Below are 18675 nucleotides of genomic sequence, written 5' to 3' on the forward strand. Positions count from 1 at the left end.
TTATAATTCTCCTGCGTTCATCCATTCGGCCAAGTCAAGAGCATAATAGGAAATAATTATATCTGCTCCCGCCCTAGCCTGTGAGATTGCAGCCTCACCCGCGATTTTTTTCTCGTCAAGCCAGCCGTTTAATGCAGCAGCTTTTATCATCGCATATTCACCGCTTACTGAATACGACCCGACCGGCACTAAAAATTTTTCCCGCACAGATTTTAATATATCAAGATAAGCGAGTCCAGGTTTAACAATTATCATGTCTGAACCTTCTTGAATGTCGAGTAAAGCCTCTTTCAGTGCCTCGCGTGAATTTCTCGGATTCATCTGATAAGACTTTCTATCACCGAACGAAGGAGCAGACCCCGCAGCTTCACGAAATGGCCCATAAAACGCGCTTGCATACTTCACAGCGTACGAAAAAATTAATGTATCCTGCAAATAATTTTCGTCAAGTGCTTCACGTATTGCGCCCGTGTGTCCGTCCATCATGTCGGAAGGTGCTACAATGTCCGCGCCTGCGTTGGCCTGTGAGACTGCGATTTTTGCAAGATATTCAAGCGTAGAGTCGTTGTCGACAGTCCCATTTTTTATTATTCCGCAATGCCCGTGTGAAGTGTATTCGCACATGCATACGTCGCCGATAATGTTTAATTCGGGAAAATTATTTTTTGCGGTTCTTATTGCCTGCTGGATTACGCCGTTATCGTCCCATGCTGAAGAAGCGCACTCGTCTTTATGTTCAGGGATCCCGAATAAAAGTACACCGCCGATTTTATTTTTTGCTGCACGTTCGAGAATCACCGGTAATTTATCAGGGCTGTAACGATATTGATCGGGCATAGCTGGAATTGATTCGATGATATTTTTTCCTTCGCGCACAAAAACGGGATAAATTAACATTGAAGGCGTTAATCTCGTTTCGCTGGTGAGATCCCTTATTGCTTGAGTCCTTCTTAAGCGTCTTGGCCTGATTCGTAAGTTATTCATGCAAAAATTTTAGTCCTTCCTCAAGATAAATAATAGGTTCAAAGTGTAAAATTTTTCTCGCAAGCTCAATAGATGCCGACGAGTGTAAAATATCGCCGTCTCTGGGTTGTTCGTGAATTGCTTTAATTTCGCGTTCAGGTGCAAAGACGGAATAAATTTTTTCTAGCAGCTCATTAAGACTCGTTCTGACTCCGCAGCCGATATTGAAAACTTTTCCCGCCGCGTTACCATCAAGGGCAGCAAGAATATTAGCTGAGACGACATTTTGTACGGCGCAAAAATCCCGTGTTGCTTCTCCTGTGCCGTAAATTATTGGAATCTTTCCGGCCTTCACTGCGTCAACCCATTTCGGAATAACTGCAGCATATGCCCCGTTAGGATTCTGACGAGCTCCGAAGACGTTAAAATATCGCAGTCCGACGCACTCAAGATTATATACGCGCGTAAAAAATTCTGCGTTGATCTCGTTTATAAATTTCGTCATTGCATATGGAGATAAAGATTTTCCCGTTTTGCTCTCGATTTTGGGCATAGTCTCATCATCGCCGTAAACAGCACTTGAACTCGCATAAACAACGCGTTTTATATTATTTTCGCGCGAGGCCTGCAAAATGTTCATGAATCCCGATACGTTTACGTCATTATATTTCAAGGGGAACTGCATAGACTCGGGAACAGACGCTAAAGCAGCATGATGAAGAACATAATCAATGCCCGTTAAAGCCTCTTTGCACGTGTTAAAATCTGTAATGCTGCCATTAATGAACGAAAAATTTTCCGGATGTCCTGAATTATTTAATGCTGCGTCAAGATTTTTTTGCGTGCCTGAGCTGAAGTCGTCGAGTCCCCTTACATTTTGTCCGAGCGATAATAAAGCCTCTGTCAAGTGAGAGCCGATAAAACCTGCTGCACCCGTAATGAGCCAATTATATTTTGCGTTGATTCGGCCTGATAAAATTTTTGAGTAAATGCTCATTATTATTTCTCGATCGATACAATTTTTAATCTTCTTGTGCCTCTGGGGATTCTTACGAGAATTTCTGCGCCCGCAATATGACCTGAAATCGCCTGACCGACGGGACTCTTTTGTGAAATTCTCTGCACTCCTTTAGCGTTGACTGCTGCGCCGGATAATTCTTCGGAGCCGACAAGCTCATATTTATAAATTTTTCCGGGCTGGTCTAAGTCTTCAAGTGTGATAGTTAAGCCGATACCGACTCTATTAGTGTCGAGTTTTGCTTCATCAATGACAGTAACTTTGCTTAAAGTGTTCTCAAGGTCTAATATTCTATCTTCGAGCTTGGCTTGTTCTTCTTTTGCTGCTGCGTACTCTGCGTTTTCGCTCAAGTCTCCGAATGCGCGTGCTTCCTCTAATTGTCTAGCTACTTCCTGACGTTTGACCGTTCTTAAGTGCGTTAATTCCTCGCTGAGTCTCTCGTACCCTTTGCGTGTCATTTCGTGTGTGTCTGATTTCTTCATAATAAATCCTCACATTCTGATAAAATATAACCTGCATATTTTACTTCATAATAGAATTAAGGAGATGTAAATTTTATGTCGCAATATGAAAATTATGCGTCTTATGCGCCTGGAGTAGATACACTGGAGATAACTAATACTCTTTTCCGCAAAGTTTACCAGTTTATGGCGTTGGGATTAATTATAACGTCTGTTGCAGCATATTTGACGGCCTCAAGTCCTGCGATGATAAATTTTTTATTTGGTTCGCGGGCACCGTTGATTATTGCTGTAGTTGTTGAGCTTGGACTCGTGTTTTATTTAGGATTTGCGATTAATAAAATTTCTGCTGGGACGGCGTTAATATTATTTTTGCTTTACAGTCTCGTGAACGGCTTGACATGTTCTGTATTATTGCTTGTATACACGCAGGCATCAATTTATCAGGCGTTTTTCACGACGGCTGGAATGTTCGGTGTAATGAGCATTTACGGGCTTTACACTAAGCGCGATTTAACGGGCATGGGAAGTTTCTTAATTATGGGCTTGTTCGGTCTTATTATTGCGGGGCTTATAAATATGTTCATGAGATCCACCGGCATGGAAATGGCGATAAGCATAATGGGAATAATAATTTTCATGGGGTTGACTGCATATGACACGGCGAAAATTAAGCAGCTTTCAATGACAGTAAACGGCGCAGATGACTCTGCATTAACGAAAATTGCGGTTATAGGAGCGTTACAACTTTATCTTGACTTCATTAATTTATTTATTTATTTGCTGAGATTATTTGGTAAGCGCAGAGACTAAGATATTTACGAAAATTTTTGTGTTCCCTTGTCTGTAATGGCGAGGGAATTTTTTTTTTGCAGATAATTGTAATTAATTAAAGTTGATTGATTGTTAGCGCTAATAAATGATGAAGTTGTTGCAAATTTTCAAGTGTGTGAGAAAAAATTTTTTGCGCGAAAATTATTGCATTAATAAAAAATTTTTCTTCGCGAGTCTTTGTGAATGCATGAACGAAATTAAATTTTTGTAGTTGCAAATGTAGTTGTAAAAATATTTTTTTGCTGGGAAGATATAATTTGTTCGAGAAATATTTTATCACATGTTTTGCTTTTTTCGGCGGATTCATAGGGCTGCAAAGTTTTATAAAACATTTTCGGAAAACTATGACAAAATATTTTTGTTGAGCTTGTATATTAATTTGTTGTATGTGTGCGCCCCGTTTTTTATCGCACTTTTTTTCTACGCCCGTAATTATAAATGCACGTTTCCGAAAGACTTTATAGTAATTGCACTTGAATAGCTGTAAAAATGTTCGCACCATTTATAACCGGTTGCAAAAAGATTTTCGCCCTTGACATTGCATTTATAGATTTTAAAGTGTTCTCAACTAATAATAATTTCGCGATAAAATTTTTATTTCCGCCTGTTTGACTGTTATAATGCGTGAAAATTGTCGAAAGGATTATTTTTGCATGTATTCACGAGATTTAAAGGTTATGCCGTCGGGAGCTTCATGTCTTGGCACGATAAAATTAAAAAATTTGCTCGACCACTTTCAAGACACAGCCGGACTCGCCGTCGATGACATAGAAGGCACTGCAACAGAACTTAACGCGCGCGGTTATTCATGGGTTCTGACACGCTATGAAATTAACTTTATCGGCCGTCTTCCCGTGTTGGACGAAAAATTTCGCATAAAAACTTTTCATGACCCTTCGCACGGTTATAACACGTTGAGAGTCTTTCACGTCGAGTCAGAGAATGGAACTCCTATAATTTACGCAAAAACGAGCTGGATTTTATTGGACTTAGCAGCCGGACGAGCAGTAAAAGCCGCCGCACATCTGCCAGAAATTATTACGAACGATACGCCCGCAATAGATTCTGATTTTCGAGAAATTCCTGATTTTGACGATTCACAAATTATCAAGACTGTAAATAAACATGTAACTTTTCATGATTTGGACTATAACTCACATGTAAATAACGCGGTTTATTTCGGGTGGATATTTGACTCAACGCCGGTTGACTTGATGAATCATGAATTAAAATATTTGTGCGCTTCATTCAGGAGCGGTGCAAGACTCGGCGAAAATATTACGATTCAGATAGCAGAGCCGGAAAAAAATTTATTCGCATATAAAATTTTGCGTGAAAATATCAAGAAACCCAGCGCAAATTTTCTGTGCAAATGGGAGACTAAAGAATGAAAATTGTTATTGTAGGAGCAGGAGAAATCGGACGTAATGTCGCACTGAATCTTTCAAAGGATGAGAACGAGAATCACGACATTTATTTAGTAGACAACAACGAGGCAAACGCAAAAAATGCAGAAGAGCTTGACGTTCAAGTAATACGCGGAAACGGTGCACGCCCTCAAATACTCGCTCAGGCAGGAATTATCCCCGGCGGTGATGTTGATATGTTAATCGCCTGCACAGATCGCGACGAAGTCAATATGTTAGCATGCTGGATCGCAAAAAGTGCCGGAGTCCCCGTTGTTATTTCACGCGCAAGAAATTTAGAGTTCACAGACTCGCCTGACTGGGGACGCAAACTCGGAATCAACATGATGATTTCTCCCGAACGTTCAATCGCTCGCGAAGTTTTGAGTCTCTTGGCCGTTAGTTCTGCGACTCATACAGCTGAATTATTAGACGGCAGAGCAGCACTTTACACGCTGAAAATTGCGGAAAATTCCCCGTTAGTAAATATGGCGTTGAAGGATATTCGCGTAAAATTTCCGGAATTAATTGCAGTCTTTGTTCACGTTGCACACGAGGGCGGCGAATCAGGAGTCCCAAACGGTTTTACGATATTGAAACCTGATGATGTCTGCCACGTTGTTACATATAAGAAGAGCGCAGAAATTTTACAGGAGTTATTCCAGCCCGACCCGGAAAAATCGCGGCCGCTTAGACGTTTATTTATTGTAGGAGGCGGGAAATTAGGGACTCAAATCGCGCAGAGAGTCAGACGTGAATTTGGAAATGTCAGCCTGCGTTTAATCGACAAAGACCCGTTCAGGTGTGAAAAACTTTCTGAGGAGTTCGGCGAGGCACTTGTAATAAATTGCGACGGTGCGGACAAAAAAGTTTTAAGCGAGGAAGGAATCGAATTAGCTGACGGTTATGTATGTGCTACTGATTCGGACGAGCTAAATTTAATTTATTCTGTCATAGCTAAGACAATGGGCGCGAAAAAAACTATTGCAATCGTCAAGCGCAAAGATTATCAGGATTTAACAGAGTCAATGCAGGTTGATGCAATTGTTGACCCTAATGAGGCACTAGCTAATTTATTGCTTAGAGTCGTACGTTATCCGACACATACACTTGCATATTCAATGATTGAGCAGATAAACGCTGAAATGTTAGAAGTCGTCATGAAAGAAGATAATGATTTAATCGGCAAAAGTTTAATGGAGCTGAAATTACAAAAAGGTGTTATTGTTGCGTTATTAGGTCGTGGAAATGAAGTCTTAGTCCCAACCGGAGCTACAAAAATTTTGGCAGGGGATCACGTAATTTTATTTGCTTTAACGTCGATGATGCCGGAAGCCGCAAAATTATTCGGAGCAGAGTTAAACAATGAAGATTAAAACAGTTTCGGGCGTAATAGCTTTAATTTGTCTAGTTGTGTCGTGTGCGATGATACCGTCTTTATTGATTGCTCTTTATGACGGAAGCAGGGACTCGAGTGCGTTTGCTATGTCAATGCTTGCGGGTTTCTTGACGTGTGCTGCATTGCGAATCTACTCGAAAAATTTTTATTCGTCAATCGGGATTCGTGAAGGAGTCGGAATAACGGGTTTCTCATGGGTTGCTGCGTCATTGCTGGGTGCGCTGCCTTATTATTTTGCGGGATCTGTGCCGAGTTACACGGACGCATTTTTTGAGACAATGTCAGGATTCACAACAACGGGAGCGACAATTTTTACGAATATTGAAGCATTGCCGCGAGGAATTTTATTATGGCGGTCTCTTACACACTGGATGGGCGGAATGGGAATAATTGTATTGAGTCTTGCTGTGCTGCCGTTCTTAGGAGTCTCCGGAATGGAAATGTACAAAGCTGAAGTCCCCGGAGTAACCGCAGAAAAATTGACTCCCCGTTTACATCAGACAGCGATTTATTTATGGGGCGTTTATGTAGCGTTTACTCTGATTGAGACGGTTTTATTATGCATGGGGGGAATGACTTTATTTGATGCATTTGCACATTCATGTTCGACGATAGCAACGGGCGGTTTCTCGACGAAAAATAATTCAGTCGCATATTTTACGAGTCCGTTTATTCAGTGGGTAATAATAATTTTCATGTTTGCCAGCGGAGTAAATTTTTCGTTGTATTTCCTGATATTGAATAAAAGATTTCGTGAATTTCTTGCTGACGAAGAGTTTAAATCATATTTATTTATCACGATCGGTGCGGCTCTTGCGATGTCGGCAGCTTTATATTTTGCGGGCTCATTTTTCGGAATTGAACACACTTTGAGGCGTACATTTTTTCATGTAGTAAGCGTCATGACGACAACAGGATTTATTGTCGAAGATTATAATTTATGGCCGGAATTTACGAAATTTATATTTGTCTTGTTAATGTTTATAGGAGCGTCAGGAGGTTCAACGGGGGGCGGCTGTAAAGTTTCGAGATTTATAATAATAGGCCGTCAGCTAAAATCTGAAATATGGAGACTCTTACATCCTAGAGCAATAATTACAGCGCGATTAAATTCTAAGCCGATTCCAAAAAGTACAATGGACTCATCGACGGCGTTTTTTGTGTTGTATATGGCGATATTGTCATTTGCGACTCTAATTACTACAGGATTCGGGATTGATTTATTGACATCATTTACGGGCGTGTTGACGTGTTTAAGCAATGTCGGGCCGGGGTTAAATGCTTTAGGGCCTGTAGAAAATTTTGCGTGGCTGCCTTCTGTTGTAAAATGGCTGTTTTCGTTCTGTATGTTAGCGGGGAGGCTTGAATTATTTGCGGTCTTGTTATTATTAATGCCCGGCACATATAGAAAATAGCTGTAAAAACTTTTCTCTGTTCGCGCTGCACATTCAAAACGGGTGGGCGGGTGGGCAGGACGAGTTCTGTTCGCGCGATGAATTAATTGCATTGAGCGGGAATTAATTTATTATTCAGGTACATTTACTATACATTTTTGAATTTCGGCGGTTAAAATATTTTAATCATAAGGAGTTGACTAAAATTTGAGTAATGATTATAGAAATCGCGTAAAAATTAAGGCACGTTTGCAGATGATTTCATTTTTCAGCGGAGCAGCGACAATGATTCTTGAGCTTACAGGTTCGCGGATGGTTGCGCCTTTTTTCGGGACATCATTAATTGTCTGGACAGCTTTAATCGGAATTATCATGACGAGTCTATGTATAGGAAACTGGCTCGGCGGTGCAATGGCTGACAGAAGGCCGGACGGTCGTTTACTTGGGAGAATATTATTATTTTCTGCTGTAATAATTGCTGTAACTGCATATTCAAGCAACATGATTTTAACGTGGCTGCAGTCGTTAGGGTTAAATTTGTATCTTGCTTCAGTATTTGCGGCGGTGATAATATTTGCTCCCTCAAGTATTTTGCTGGGCATGGTGTCGCCGTTTACAGCGCGTCTTGCAATGCAGAATGTAGACTCATCCGGTGCGGTTGTGGGTCGTTTGTCTGCGTTAAATTCTGCGGGCAGTATCTTAGGTACATTTTTAGGCGGCTTTGTGCTGATTTCATTATTTCCGTCGGGAATTATTTTAATGCTGTTAGCTACAATGATTGCTTTATTGTCGGTCTTGTCATACACGGGAGCATGGCGAAATATTATATTAGTTATCATTCTTGCGGGTGCGTCATATGCGGCAGAAAGATTCGGGCTTCCATTTTCACCGCGCGGGATTCAGCTCGACACAGCATATAATCACTTGTCAATAATTGATTACGATGCAAGCAACACGAGAACGGGCCGGCCTCTTAGAGTCTTAGTTACTAATCCTGACGCAGCACAGTCAATGATGTATCTTGATAACCCTTCCGAATTAGTGAGCAGTTACACAAAATTTTATGATCTAGCGTTTCATTATAAGCCTGACACACAAAAAATTTTAATGCTCGGAGGAGGGGGCTATTGTTTTCCCCGTTATTTGCTTGCAGAACGTCCTGCCGTCTCTATTGATGTTGTAGAATTAGATCCGGGAGTAACTGAGACAGCACGAAAATATTTTAATTTGGCAGATCACCCGAATATGAGAATCTTTCACGAGGACGCTAGAACATTTTTGAATCGTGCAATAAAAGACGGTTTCGAGAAATATGACGCTATTTTAATGGACACTTTCAGCTCATGGACATCGATCCCGTTTCAAATGACGACAGTAGAGACCGCCGAAAAACTTCGTGAACTTCTCAAGCCTGACGGGACATTAATTGTAAATATTATAGCTTCACTTTACGGCAGCAAATCGGGAGTCTTTCACGGGATTTATAAAGCGTTTAACACGTCATTTAGTACGATGATGATATTTCCGGTTTTGTTCGAGGAGCAGAAATACTCACAAATTCTGCAAAATATAATACTTGTTGGAATGGGTGATACAGCTTCTACAGTGTCGCCGACTCCGGATGCAAAAATTTCTGCTTTGCTTGCTCATCAGTGGCTGACTCCATTTGTGCCGAATCCAGCAATCCCGGCATTTACGGACTCGTTTGCTCCTGTTGAGAGATATACACTTGTGCAATAAAAATTTTAAGGAGTTGTATTCATGAAGAAAAAAGATAAATTGCTTTCACTCGATAAAGTAAAGAAGATTCCAGATAAATATATTCAAGTTCCGTTAGTGCCTGCGTGGGTCTTGCTGCCGTTATGGTTTATTTCGCTAGCACTGCCGAATCTCGTATATTCGGGCGTAAAATTTGCTGATACTTTGCACGTTATAAAATGGACAGTTACGGGCGTTCCGATTGCAATAGCTGTATTAGTTGCGGGCGTGAGACTCTTAATTTACGGACGGGACAAAATTAGATTCAAGATAGATTTGTTTGCGCTTGTGTGGGCGTTGTTGCTTGCTTATGCAGTCTTACAAACTTTATGGGTAAAATTATTTTCGCCGACTGGTTATGTTCTCGAAATGGTTTGCTTTGTAGCTGTGTGGGCATTTTACGTAATAAGTGTCGCTTCATTTCCTGATAATGCATTGCGTTATGTCTTGATATTAGGGAATCTCAACGCCGCTATTAACGTTTTATATGCCGAGCTTCAGATTAGAAATTTAAATGATTTCTCGTTTCTTAACGGGACAATTTTTGAGTCGTTAAAGCAGTTTAGCTCGATAATTTTGCCGACTCCAGGAAATTATATCGGAAACACAGCACAGCAAAATATGTTTGGTTTATGGGCGGCTGTAGGTGTGCTAGGAGCGATTTATTTATTTGTCTATGACGCATGGAGAAATGACTCAAGCGAACACGGGAAAAAAATTTATTTGCCTGCTGTAAGTCTTGCATTAGGCGTTATCAGCATGAAATTTGCGGTACTCAACGAGAATATTTTATTTGCGGTCTTGGCCGTAATATTTTTGCTGGGAGCTTTTGTGCTTGCATTTGTTCTCGGCAATGATAAACGGGTCTATTACAGCGTATTTATATTATTCTTGGCTGCGATAAATTTATGGGGCCTGCTTAATTCAACGAGCAGATCCGGTTTTCTTGCACTTGTGAGCGGTTCTCTTGTGATGTTGATTATTGCTGCATGGAAATTTAACCGCAATTATGTAATTAGATTCGGAGCTGTATTGATTGTCTTAGCTGCTGTCTTCTGGGTCTCAACAAGTTCAAGCCGTGCAGGTGGACTCGTCGAGAAAACAGCTGATATAATCGAACACGCAGAAAATATCGGAAATCGCCGCGGAATTTGGATGACTTCATATGCTATGTTAATGGAACACCCGAAAGGAGTCGGCACAGGACAATATAAATGGCATTATCTAGAGGCACAGCGCGAAGGATTCAAGACTGTTACATCAGATTGGTACACGTGGCAATATACACATTGGGCGCATAATGAGTTTTTGCAGTGGTTCTGCGAGGGCGGATGGATCGGCGGAATTATATTAATTGTCATGTATTTGACGTGGTTTATTCCGGCGTTAATGGGATTGATTAAGCGTCAGGAAATAAATATAAATGCTGTCTGGGCACTTGGTTTAACGTCTCTGATAACTTTTTGTGCGATATTTACTCGGCCGTTTCACAGAATCGAAAATATGGTATGGATTACGCTAGCATTTGCATTGTCGAATCGTGAATTTATCAGCGAGAAATTTAAATTTACTGCCTTCAAGTCAAAAAGTTTCATGAATCTAATCGGACTCGTTTGCATTGTCTCATCGATTGCCGGAATATTATATATCTCTGACGGAATCTACGGAAATTATGTCTTGCGTCAGGCCTTATCGACTCAGAATCCTAGCGTTCAAATAGCTTTACTTGAGGAGGCCGCAAAACATCCGATAGTTTACGAGGAAGCGCAGAGAAATATCGGTTATCACTATATACAATTAGGCGAGCAGACAAACGACAGAGATTTACTCGCGAAAGGCTTTAATACTTTATGGGGGCATTTCAACAGGGAGCCGCACTCGGAAGACATTTCAAGACTGTTAAATTTTGCGCAGAAATATCAAGTTCAGGGTGCATTAATAGAAATTGTCAGCTACTTCAAGCCGGGGACTTATCATTTAGTGAGACAAAGGCACAAGACTCCAGAAGGCCAGGAATTTGACGCGCTTGTTTTAGCGAACGGCCCGGAACCGGGGAAATAATGAAAAAAGGTTTTACACTCATAGAAATATTAGTTGCTGTGATGCTTACGGGATTGTTAGCGAGTCTTGCGCTGGCTCCCGTAGTTTTTACAGTGAGAAGGGTTGTAGAGACTCAAGAAGAATACGCCGACATTTCAGCGTTGCAAAGGACTATGAATTTTATAGCGCGTGATTTAAATTCTGCCATGAGATTAGCAGCAAACGTGATAACTATAATAGATCATGAATCAATGGGAAATAGAGATGACGATACTTTAATGATTATGAGCACTGCTCCTGTTATTCAAGGAATGCCGGCGGGGACTCTCGTTTATAAGCTCGAAGAAGGCGGAATCGCGCATAATAATATAATTCCCGGTCTTTACAGATGGGTAATTCCCGGTAAAGCTCCTAACGCTGTGAAAGTTGATGACTTAACCGGCGAAAATGGACAGCTAGTTTTACCATATGTTACTGCATTTAATGTTGAAGTCCCTACTAACGCGCGCAAAGATGACAACAAGAAAGATTTTGCGGGCCCTCTTCCAAAGGGTTTATACATAAAAATTTCCCGCAGAAAATTAGATTCTCAGCAGGGAGTAAATAATAATGAAGCAAATAATTTTGACGAACTCGAAAGCGTTATCGTTTTCCCGTAAAAAATCGGGCTTTGTCCTCGTAAGCGTCTTAATGCTGGGAGTATTATTAATCTCATGTGCAACGGCCTTCAGCTGGTTTGTACGAGCTCAGGTAAGGAGCATAGGCCAAGAACGTAACGCAATCGCAAGCAGAACAATGGCAAATGTTTTATCAAATGCCGTATTAAGTGCATTGACTCAAGTTGCAGCACAGACAAATTATGACAGTCCCGCCGATCAAAGGTGGTACAAGCCTTTTATTTTGCCTCTGGGTGAACTTGGAATCTGGGTCGTACAAATTACGCCGTTAGATGACAAAATCCCGTTGAGAAATCTATTTTTGCCCGACGGAAATACTTTAAGGCGCGAAATTTCAGAAGTATGGCAGGAATTATGGCGAAAGCTCGGAAAAAGTGAATTATCAGAGTACTTGCTTGATTTCATTGACAGAAATAATAAGCCCAGAGTCGGAAGTGCAGAACGCGACGAATTTATTAACCGCCCGCCTTATGATGTGTCAGAGTTATTATTAATGAGCCGTGATATTCCCATTGAAATTTTATTTGGTGCTGAAGGTAAAAAAGGTTTTGTCGATTACTGCACAATCTACAGCGACGGAAAAATTAATATAAACGTTGCCCCCGTTGAAGTAATGGAATTAATGCCCGGCTTCGATGTAGGAGACACAGCAGCAAGAATCGCACGCATTAGAGTTGATGAACCGTTCAAAAATTTATCTGACCTTCAAAAAGTTGCTGGAGCTTCGGCCAAGACTACGAATAAATTAATGAATCTAATCGGGTTCAAGAGCCGTTATTTTCTGCTCAAAATTGAATGTCTTGACGATTCTGGCAACGGCGGTAAAGCATTTAATATAATATTAGACAGAACAACAAAGCAAATAGTTAAATGGGAGGAGTCATGAAGATAGATTTATTTAGCAGGAAGACCGGCGATAATTTCAGCAATACAGAATTTCGCAGAATAATCGACGTACACGAAAAAGCATTTGACGAGGACAAAGGCGAAGAACTCGAAGAAAACCGCAAGGCCATAAGAATAATTGCATCAAGTTTAGACGTAAGAAAAAATTTTATTACGTTAGTCCCTATGAAATCGCTTTCACTTGAAGATTTTGCGTTCCCGTTTTCAGGAAATACAAAGATTCGCGAGGCCTTAAGACTTCAAGTTATGCCATATTCCGCAGCAGGTGAGCTTGAGTTATTTCCGGTGATAATTAATAAGTCCGGGCGTTCAGTTAATGGCGTTGTCTGGTATGTGTCGCCGGAAGAATTAAATTTGCCTAGTTTCTCATATGAGTCAAAGTCGGTAAATAAAATTTGGCCTGCTCCCTTGCCGTTTATCTCGCGCTTGAAAGACTATAACGGGACGGGCGTAACAATGTGGATTGACGAAGAAAATATCTGCTCGCTTTTATGGCAGAATAATAAACCGGTTTTATATCGCTGGCGTAAAGCTGAAGGCGAAGACTCAGAGTCAAAAGAGTTAGCTTGGTACGATAATTACTGCAAATCACGTGAAATCGAGCGGGGCGGAAATTTTGTCGTGAATGTTGCCGGCGATAATGACGAGGACGACGAGGAGTCTAATAAAGAATTTCGCGACATGATAAATGAAAGTCTCAAAATTTGCCCATGGATTAACAATATAAATTTATCACGTTCAGCACTTGAGGGAGCTATTGATTTAGAGCGCAATATAAAATTTTTGACTCGTGCTGCCGGGTGGTTATTTATTCTGGGAGTCATTGCGATATCGGCGAGTCTCTTGCGTTGGAATCAGCTTCAATCACAAATACAGGAAATAAGGACTCGCGGCGAAAAAATTTATCGTCAAACTTTTGACCCTCAGCACACAGGAAGAATCGCAAACCCTGTAGTCCTTGCGCGTGATAAAATTGACTCTCTCACTAATACCGGCCCCGTTGGACATCCGATTAATGACGTGCTTGCTGATTTAGGCGAAATTTTCAAGAATAACAGCATGGATATAACACTTGATATAATTCGTTATAATTCAGATGGCATTGACTGCACCGGAGTTGCTCCTGACATGAGCACTGTATTGACGTTCAGAAAGGCTTGGGAAAATTATGCGAAACTCTCACAAGTCGATAACACGCAGTTTGTGTCGGGTATAGGCTATAGATTTGATATGCGCGTAAGGTGGTAGAAAAATTGAATCTCGAACAGTTAATTAATAACATAAAGAGTATTGCACGCGGTGAAGCTGCCGGAAGTATAAAATTTGTCGCAGTAATTATATTGACTCTTGCTGTCTGGCTGGGGGTCTTGATTATTAACAGCTGGTCATCACAGAGTCAAGTTAATTTACGCGCGCAGCAGTCAAGATTGAGAACGCTTTTATCTCTTGCTGACGAGTACAAAGCAATTGCACCCAAGAACGCAAATAATGCACCTGCAAATGTTGATGTCCCGACAGTTTTTGCGCAGGTCTCTGAACGTATGGAGCTGGGCAGCAGAGTCAATCGAATCACACCCGATGGCCGCAATCAATCAGTAGAAATTAATAGACTCTACGCAGAAGAATTTACGGAATTGCAAAGCCTTCTTGCAGCACGTGGAGTAAGAATCATAGCTCTTGAACTTCGCGCACTTCCGGCGGGGCAGGAGAGATTATTTACAATTTCAGCTATAATAGGACCGATGAATTAAATCATGAAACGTTCACTAATAAATGTCATAAAAATTTTATTACTGCTTGCGGGATTTGTTTACGCTTTATGGGTATTTCTGCCATATCGTGAAGTCGGAAATTTTGTGATGTCGTTAGCTCATTCGCAGTTAAATTCGCGGGGAATGCGTGTAAACTGGTCTGACGTTTCCGGCGAGTCTGACGGCTTCACAGTAAGTAATTTGACTCTTAACGGCGTTGTAAATCTTTCGTTCAGTTCAATAACGATAAGGCCGAGAATTTTAGCAAGCATTCTGAGTCTTGGTGCTGTAGCTGATATAAATTTTAAGGCTGCTAACATGAGACTCGGACAAAATTTTAATTTCGGGGACGGCAGATTTTTATTGACAGCTGGAAGACGTGAAATTTTGCTTGAACAGTTGCGGACTAACGGAGATTTTGCGATTAACGGATATTTAACGATTGACCCTGCACGAGCCAGAATCGGACGGGCCGACGCACAATTGAATTTCCCGAAAGAGTTTGCAGATAATTTGAATCTCGTCAAAAACTTTTTACCGTTAGTGCAAGAGGGCGAACGCTGGTATTTAAGGAGGCAGTAACAAAAAATGTTAGATAGATTAAGTAGATTAAGAGACGCTCTGCAATCCTCACGCAGAAAAAAAATAAAATCTGACAAGGATAACAATAATAAGCAGTCAGGAGGAAAAATTTATCAGACTTGGCTAATTATTTTGCCGCTTTTAATGGGACTTGCTGCCGGCCGTCTTGCAGGTGTGGGACTCGGTTATGGTCTTGATTTTCTCGCGGGAAATTCCGGCGTTGTTGATAGTGCAGTAGAGGGAAATTATACGGACTCTGATAAATCATCGGGGCAAAATAGGGGATTCACAGATTTTCTTGCGTCTAACCCTTTTCACATTTCTCCGCAAAAAATAGTGTCAAATGATTCTGCACCGGTTGTCTCTCAAGAAGTCAAGCCGCCCGAACCTCCAAGCACGTTAGATAATGTAATCTTAAGGGGGACTTTTCCGGGCATTAGCGCATGGTTCGAGAAAGACGGCAAATTAGAATTAGTCTTAGTCGGCAGAGAGTTAGAACGCTGGAAATTAACGAGCGTCAATTATCGTGAAGCAATTTTTACTCAAGGCAAAAGACGCATAACAAAGCGCATGGTTTACGGACCTGTCAAAACAGCAGCAAAGCCCGCACCCAAACCAGCACCCAAGCCGAGCAATACTCCCGCACCGACCGGAAATATAATCGCAGCAGATCCCGGAAAAAAACAGGACGGACAAATTTCAAGCGAATTAGTGAGTCAGCTCGTGCAGAATCCTTTTGACGAGTTGAAGCGCATTAGAATCCGTCCCAATGAAAGCGCAGGAGGACTCGAAGTGCAATGGATTCAGAATGAAAGTATCTTAAAGCGTCTGGGCGTTCAAAAGGGTGATATTATCAGGTCTGTTAATGGGATCCCGTTTACAAACATGGGAGATATAGCAAATTCTATTAATTCGCTGATGAACAGTGAAAGATTTGACGTTGAAGTAACACGTAAAGGCGAGTCGACGGCCTTGCGTTATGTCGTAAAATAATGAGAAAATTTAAGCGCGGTTTTACATTAATGGAGGTGCTTGTCTCTGTTGCGATTGCTGGACTCGTTATTTCCGGCGGATTTAGATTAATTGCGATGTCATATAAATTGCTTGGTGAACTTCAGACGGAGCGCGAATTAATTTCAGCAGCAGAAAAAATTTGGCTCAGATTCAAAATTGATAGCGATATGCCCGATAACGGAACAGACGACGAGACAAAAATATCATGGCGCAGTGATAATATTTCTATACCGATTGACGATTACGAATTAAAATATAAACGCGTTACTGTTACTATAGAGTCAGGCCGTTCGACTATTATATATGTTGCCGAATGAATTAATTTTGTAGTATTATCATGTATTGAATAAGGGACGGGGGATGTTGTAAATTTTGAGAAAAAAATTTTTGCTTATATTATTATTTATAGCGTTAATAGTTGATTTATCGGGAGTAAATGCCGAGTCAGCTACAAGGAGCGTCAACAGGAGAACGAATCCGGCTCCGGCACCATCAGCACCAGCACCAGCCGCACAGCCGCAATCAGGACAAGGGGACGCAATGACTCCAGAGCAGGAACAAGCATTAATGGATTCTGCTGCAGCAATGAGAAGAGCAGGACTCGTGCAATTTAACTTCAAAGATTTTGACCTAGTTAGATTCATGCGCTTTATGTCAGAAGTCTTGCAGGAAAATATAATTGTGCCTCCGAATATAAATTCAAAGATTACTATAATTTCGCCTCATCCTGTTACTATAACTGAAGCGCGCGAAATAATGCTTTCGACTCTGCAAATGTATAATTTCTCGTTACAGAACATGGGCAGTTATTCAATAGTTCGTCAGGGCGGTAATAGTCCCTCTCCTGATGTTTTTCGCGGTAGAGCAGGCCCCGAACCAGGCGAACAGACAGTAACTTATATAGTGCCGATTGATTATGTAACGATTGAAAGTTTATTACCGGCGATTCAACAGGCTTTCGGATCGACTCTTGTAGCTCTTGCAGTAGGTAACGGACGAGATATTTTATTGCAGGGACGCGCGGTTGATGTTCATAAAGGTGTAGAGCTGATACGCAAAATGGATACTCCTCAAAGCGCAAGACTCAGCCGTACATTTGAGATTAAAGACGGGGACGCAGCAACAATCGCAGCACAGTTAAACGCCGTCGCGCAGTCAAATGGGCCGTTACAGGGATTAAACGCGATCGCCGACGTTCCCAGCAAAAAAGTTATAGTTGTAGGAAGTTCAAGCGCAATCGATAAAGCAGCAAGAATCATAAAAGATTTAGACGTTAACCCGCAAATCGGCGACTTTCACATTTATAAATTGAAGAATATCGACGCAACCGCCGCGGCTGAACAGGTCGGGAAGGTTTTAGCTTCGACAAATACAATGTTAGGAGCTGACTCGGCGAAATTTACTGCTGCTGTTGTTCCTGATGTTGCTACAAACAGTTTAATTTTTGCGGCGACTCAGAGACAATATGACGCACTTGTGCCGATTCTTGACGCTATTGACGTTCAGCCGAGACAAATTTTACTGCGGGGCTTTATTGCAGAAATCAACGTTACAAATCTTGATAGAAACGGTATAGACTGGTCAATTGTAGGCGGCCAGATGTGGGACGATTTATTATTAGGCGGTAATATGTCGCTCGGAGAAGGTTCCGTCCCTTCACAATTTATGACATGGTTCAATGATTTGTCAAAGCGTGAGGAATTACTCGAACGAAACGGATCTACATATACAGTTACAAATTATAACCCGATGGCTTTAATGTATGCCACGATTGAATTATTGAAACGTTATGACGCTGTTAATGTTTTGTCCGTCCCGCGTTTAATGTGCACTGACAACAAAGAAAGCACGTTCAAAGTCGGAAATGTTATCCCAGTCATGAAGGGTTCAACGTCTGATTTGACGAATCCAAACTCTATACAGAATAATTATGATTATAAGGATACGGGCTTGACTCTTACTGTTACTCCTCACATAAGAAGCGGAAATCTTGTCGCAATGGACATCAAGCAGACTACAGAAGACGTTATGTCAGCGTCAGGAGTTACGACACCGACAACATCAAAGCGCGAAGTTGTAACATCTGTTGTAGTTGCTGACGGCGAGACAATTATTTTAGGCGGAATGATTAAGGAAACAGAAAGATCCATGCGTCGTAAAGTTCCGGGCTTGTCTTATATTCCGTTGATAGGCGGTTTATTTCAGAAGTTGTCAAAGGAAAAGGAAAAAGTTGATTTCGTTATATTCTTGACTCCTCAAATTATCGAGTCGCCAGAAGAAATGAGACACGCAACAATGAGAGCAGCAGGTTTCGCAAGAGGTTTTGTGTCGCCTGATATGAGCTTTGACGTAAATACTTTAATGCCCGACAACGCAAGACCGGAATTAACAACTATCGGAGCCAGCCCCGTAGAAGCTGATATTGACGCGAGATTTAGAGATTTGTATCAGCGCAGCCTCAGGAGGAAATAA

General features: G+C 41.3%; 17 protein-coding genes. 14 read left to right on the top strand and 3 right to left on the bottom strand.

All coding sequences use genetic code 11. The features are described 5' to 3' along the window. From hemB to greA, 3 genes are read right to left on the bottom strand one after another with little or no spacing between them, the layout of a single operon-like run. The gene (gene hemB, locus IJT21_07330; GenBank protein MBQ7578057.1) at positions 1-984 is read right to left on the bottom strand and encodes a porphobilinogen synthase; all 984 of its coding nucleotides are present in this window, start codon (positions 982-984) and stop codon (positions 1-3) included. Further along, on the bottom strand, positions 977-1960 hold the full coding sequence (locus tag IJT21_07335) for an NAD-dependent epimerase/dehydratase family protein (protein ID MBQ7578058.1): 984 nt from the start codon (positions 1958-1960) through the stop codon (positions 977-979). Before IJT21_07335 ends, hemB begins: the two co-directional genes overlap by 8 nt. A 2-nt stretch (positions 1961-1962) precedes the next feature. Further along, on the bottom strand, positions 1963-2463 hold the full coding sequence (greA, locus tag IJT21_07340; protein MBQ7578059.1) for a transcription elongation factor GreA: 501 nt from the start codon (positions 2461-2463) through the stop codon (positions 1963-1965). Positions 2464-2538: 75 nt separating this feature from the next. On the opposite strand from greA, the gene IJT21_07345 reads away from it, so the two are divergent. The 14 genes from IJT21_07345 (at position 2539) to gspD (ending at position 18675) form a co-directional block, all read left to right on the top strand. Then, positions 2539-3255: a Bax inhibitor-1/YccA family protein gene (locus IJT21_07345; GenBank protein MBQ7578060.1), complete on the top strand. Its 717-nt coding sequence runs from the start codon at positions 2539-2541 to the stop codon at positions 3253-3255. A gap of 674 nt (positions 3256-3929) precedes the next feature. Continuing rightward, complete coding sequence (locus IJT21_07350; GenBank protein MBQ7578061.1) at positions 3930-4667, top strand: hypothetical protein; 738 nt, start codon at positions 3930-3932, stop codon at positions 4665-4667. Beyond that, entirely contained in the window at positions 4664-6058 is a 1395-nt protein-coding gene (gene trkA / locus IJT21_07355; GenBank protein MBQ7578062.1) for a Trk system potassium transporter TrkA, read from the top strand. Before IJT21_07350 ends, trkA begins: the two co-directional genes overlap by 4 nt. After that, positions 6048-7496: a TrkH family potassium uptake protein gene (locus tag IJT21_07360; protein MBQ7578063.1), complete on the top strand. Its 1449-nt coding sequence runs from the start codon at positions 6048-6050 to the stop codon at positions 7494-7496. Before trkA ends, IJT21_07360 begins: the two co-directional genes overlap by 11 nt. A 186-nt stretch (positions 7497-7682) precedes the next feature. Next, entirely contained in the window at positions 7683-9215 is a 1533-nt protein-coding gene (locus IJT21_07365) for a fused MFS/spermidine synthase (protein MBQ7578064.1), read from the top strand. Positions 9216-9236: 21 nt separating this feature from the next. Next, complete coding sequence (locus IJT21_07370) at positions 9237-11294, top strand: O-antigen ligase family protein (protein ID MBQ7578065.1); 2058 nt, start codon at positions 9237-9239, stop codon at positions 11292-11294. Then, positions 11294-11932, top strand: coding sequence for a type II secretion system protein (locus IJT21_07375; GenBank protein MBQ7578066.1), 639 nt, complete (start codon positions 11294-11296; stop codon positions 11930-11932). The genes IJT21_07370 and IJT21_07375 overlap by 1 nt, the downstream gene beginning before the upstream one ends. After that, on the top strand, positions 11883-12836 hold the full coding sequence (locus IJT21_07380) for a general secretion pathway protein GspK (GenBank protein ID MBQ7578067.1): 954 nt from the start codon (positions 11883-11885) through the stop codon (positions 12834-12836). The genes IJT21_07375 and IJT21_07380 overlap by 50 nt, the downstream gene beginning before the upstream one ends. Then, a complete protein-coding gene (locus tag IJT21_07385; GenBank protein MBQ7578068.1) occupies positions 12833-14104 on the top strand; it encodes a hypothetical protein in 1272 nt (423 codons plus the stop codon). Before IJT21_07380 ends, IJT21_07385 begins: the two co-directional genes overlap by 4 nt. 5 nt (positions 14105-14109) lie before the next feature. Next, positions 14110-14607 (top strand): hypothetical protein, encoded by a 498-nt coding sequence (locus IJT21_07390; protein MBQ7578069.1) that lies wholly within the window; start codon positions 14110-14112, stop codon positions 14605-14607. Between the two features lie 3 nt (positions 14608-14610). After that, a complete protein-coding gene (locus tag IJT21_07395; protein MBQ7578070.1) occupies positions 14611-15189 on the top strand; it encodes a hypothetical protein in 579 nt (192 codons plus the stop codon). 6 nt (positions 15190-15195) lie between these two features. Then, entirely contained in the window at positions 15196-16182 is a 987-nt protein-coding gene (locus tag IJT21_07400; protein MBQ7578071.1) for a hypothetical protein, read from the top strand. Next, on the top strand, positions 16182-16520 hold the full coding sequence (locus tag IJT21_07405; protein ID MBQ7578072.1) for a prepilin-type N-terminal cleavage/methylation domain-containing protein: 339 nt from the start codon (positions 16182-16184) through the stop codon (positions 16518-16520). Before IJT21_07400 ends, IJT21_07405 begins: the two co-directional genes overlap by 1 nt. A 55-nt stretch (positions 16521-16575) precedes the next feature. After that, a complete protein-coding gene (gene gspD, locus IJT21_07410) occupies positions 16576-18675 on the top strand; it encodes a type II secretion system secretin GspD (GenBank protein ID MBQ7578073.1) in 2100 nt (699 codons plus the stop codon).

Source organism: Synergistaceae bacterium (assembly GCA_017443945.1).
In the GTDB taxonomy this organism is placed as follows: Bacteria; Synergistota; Synergistia; order Synergistales; family Aminobacteriaceae; genus JAFUXM01.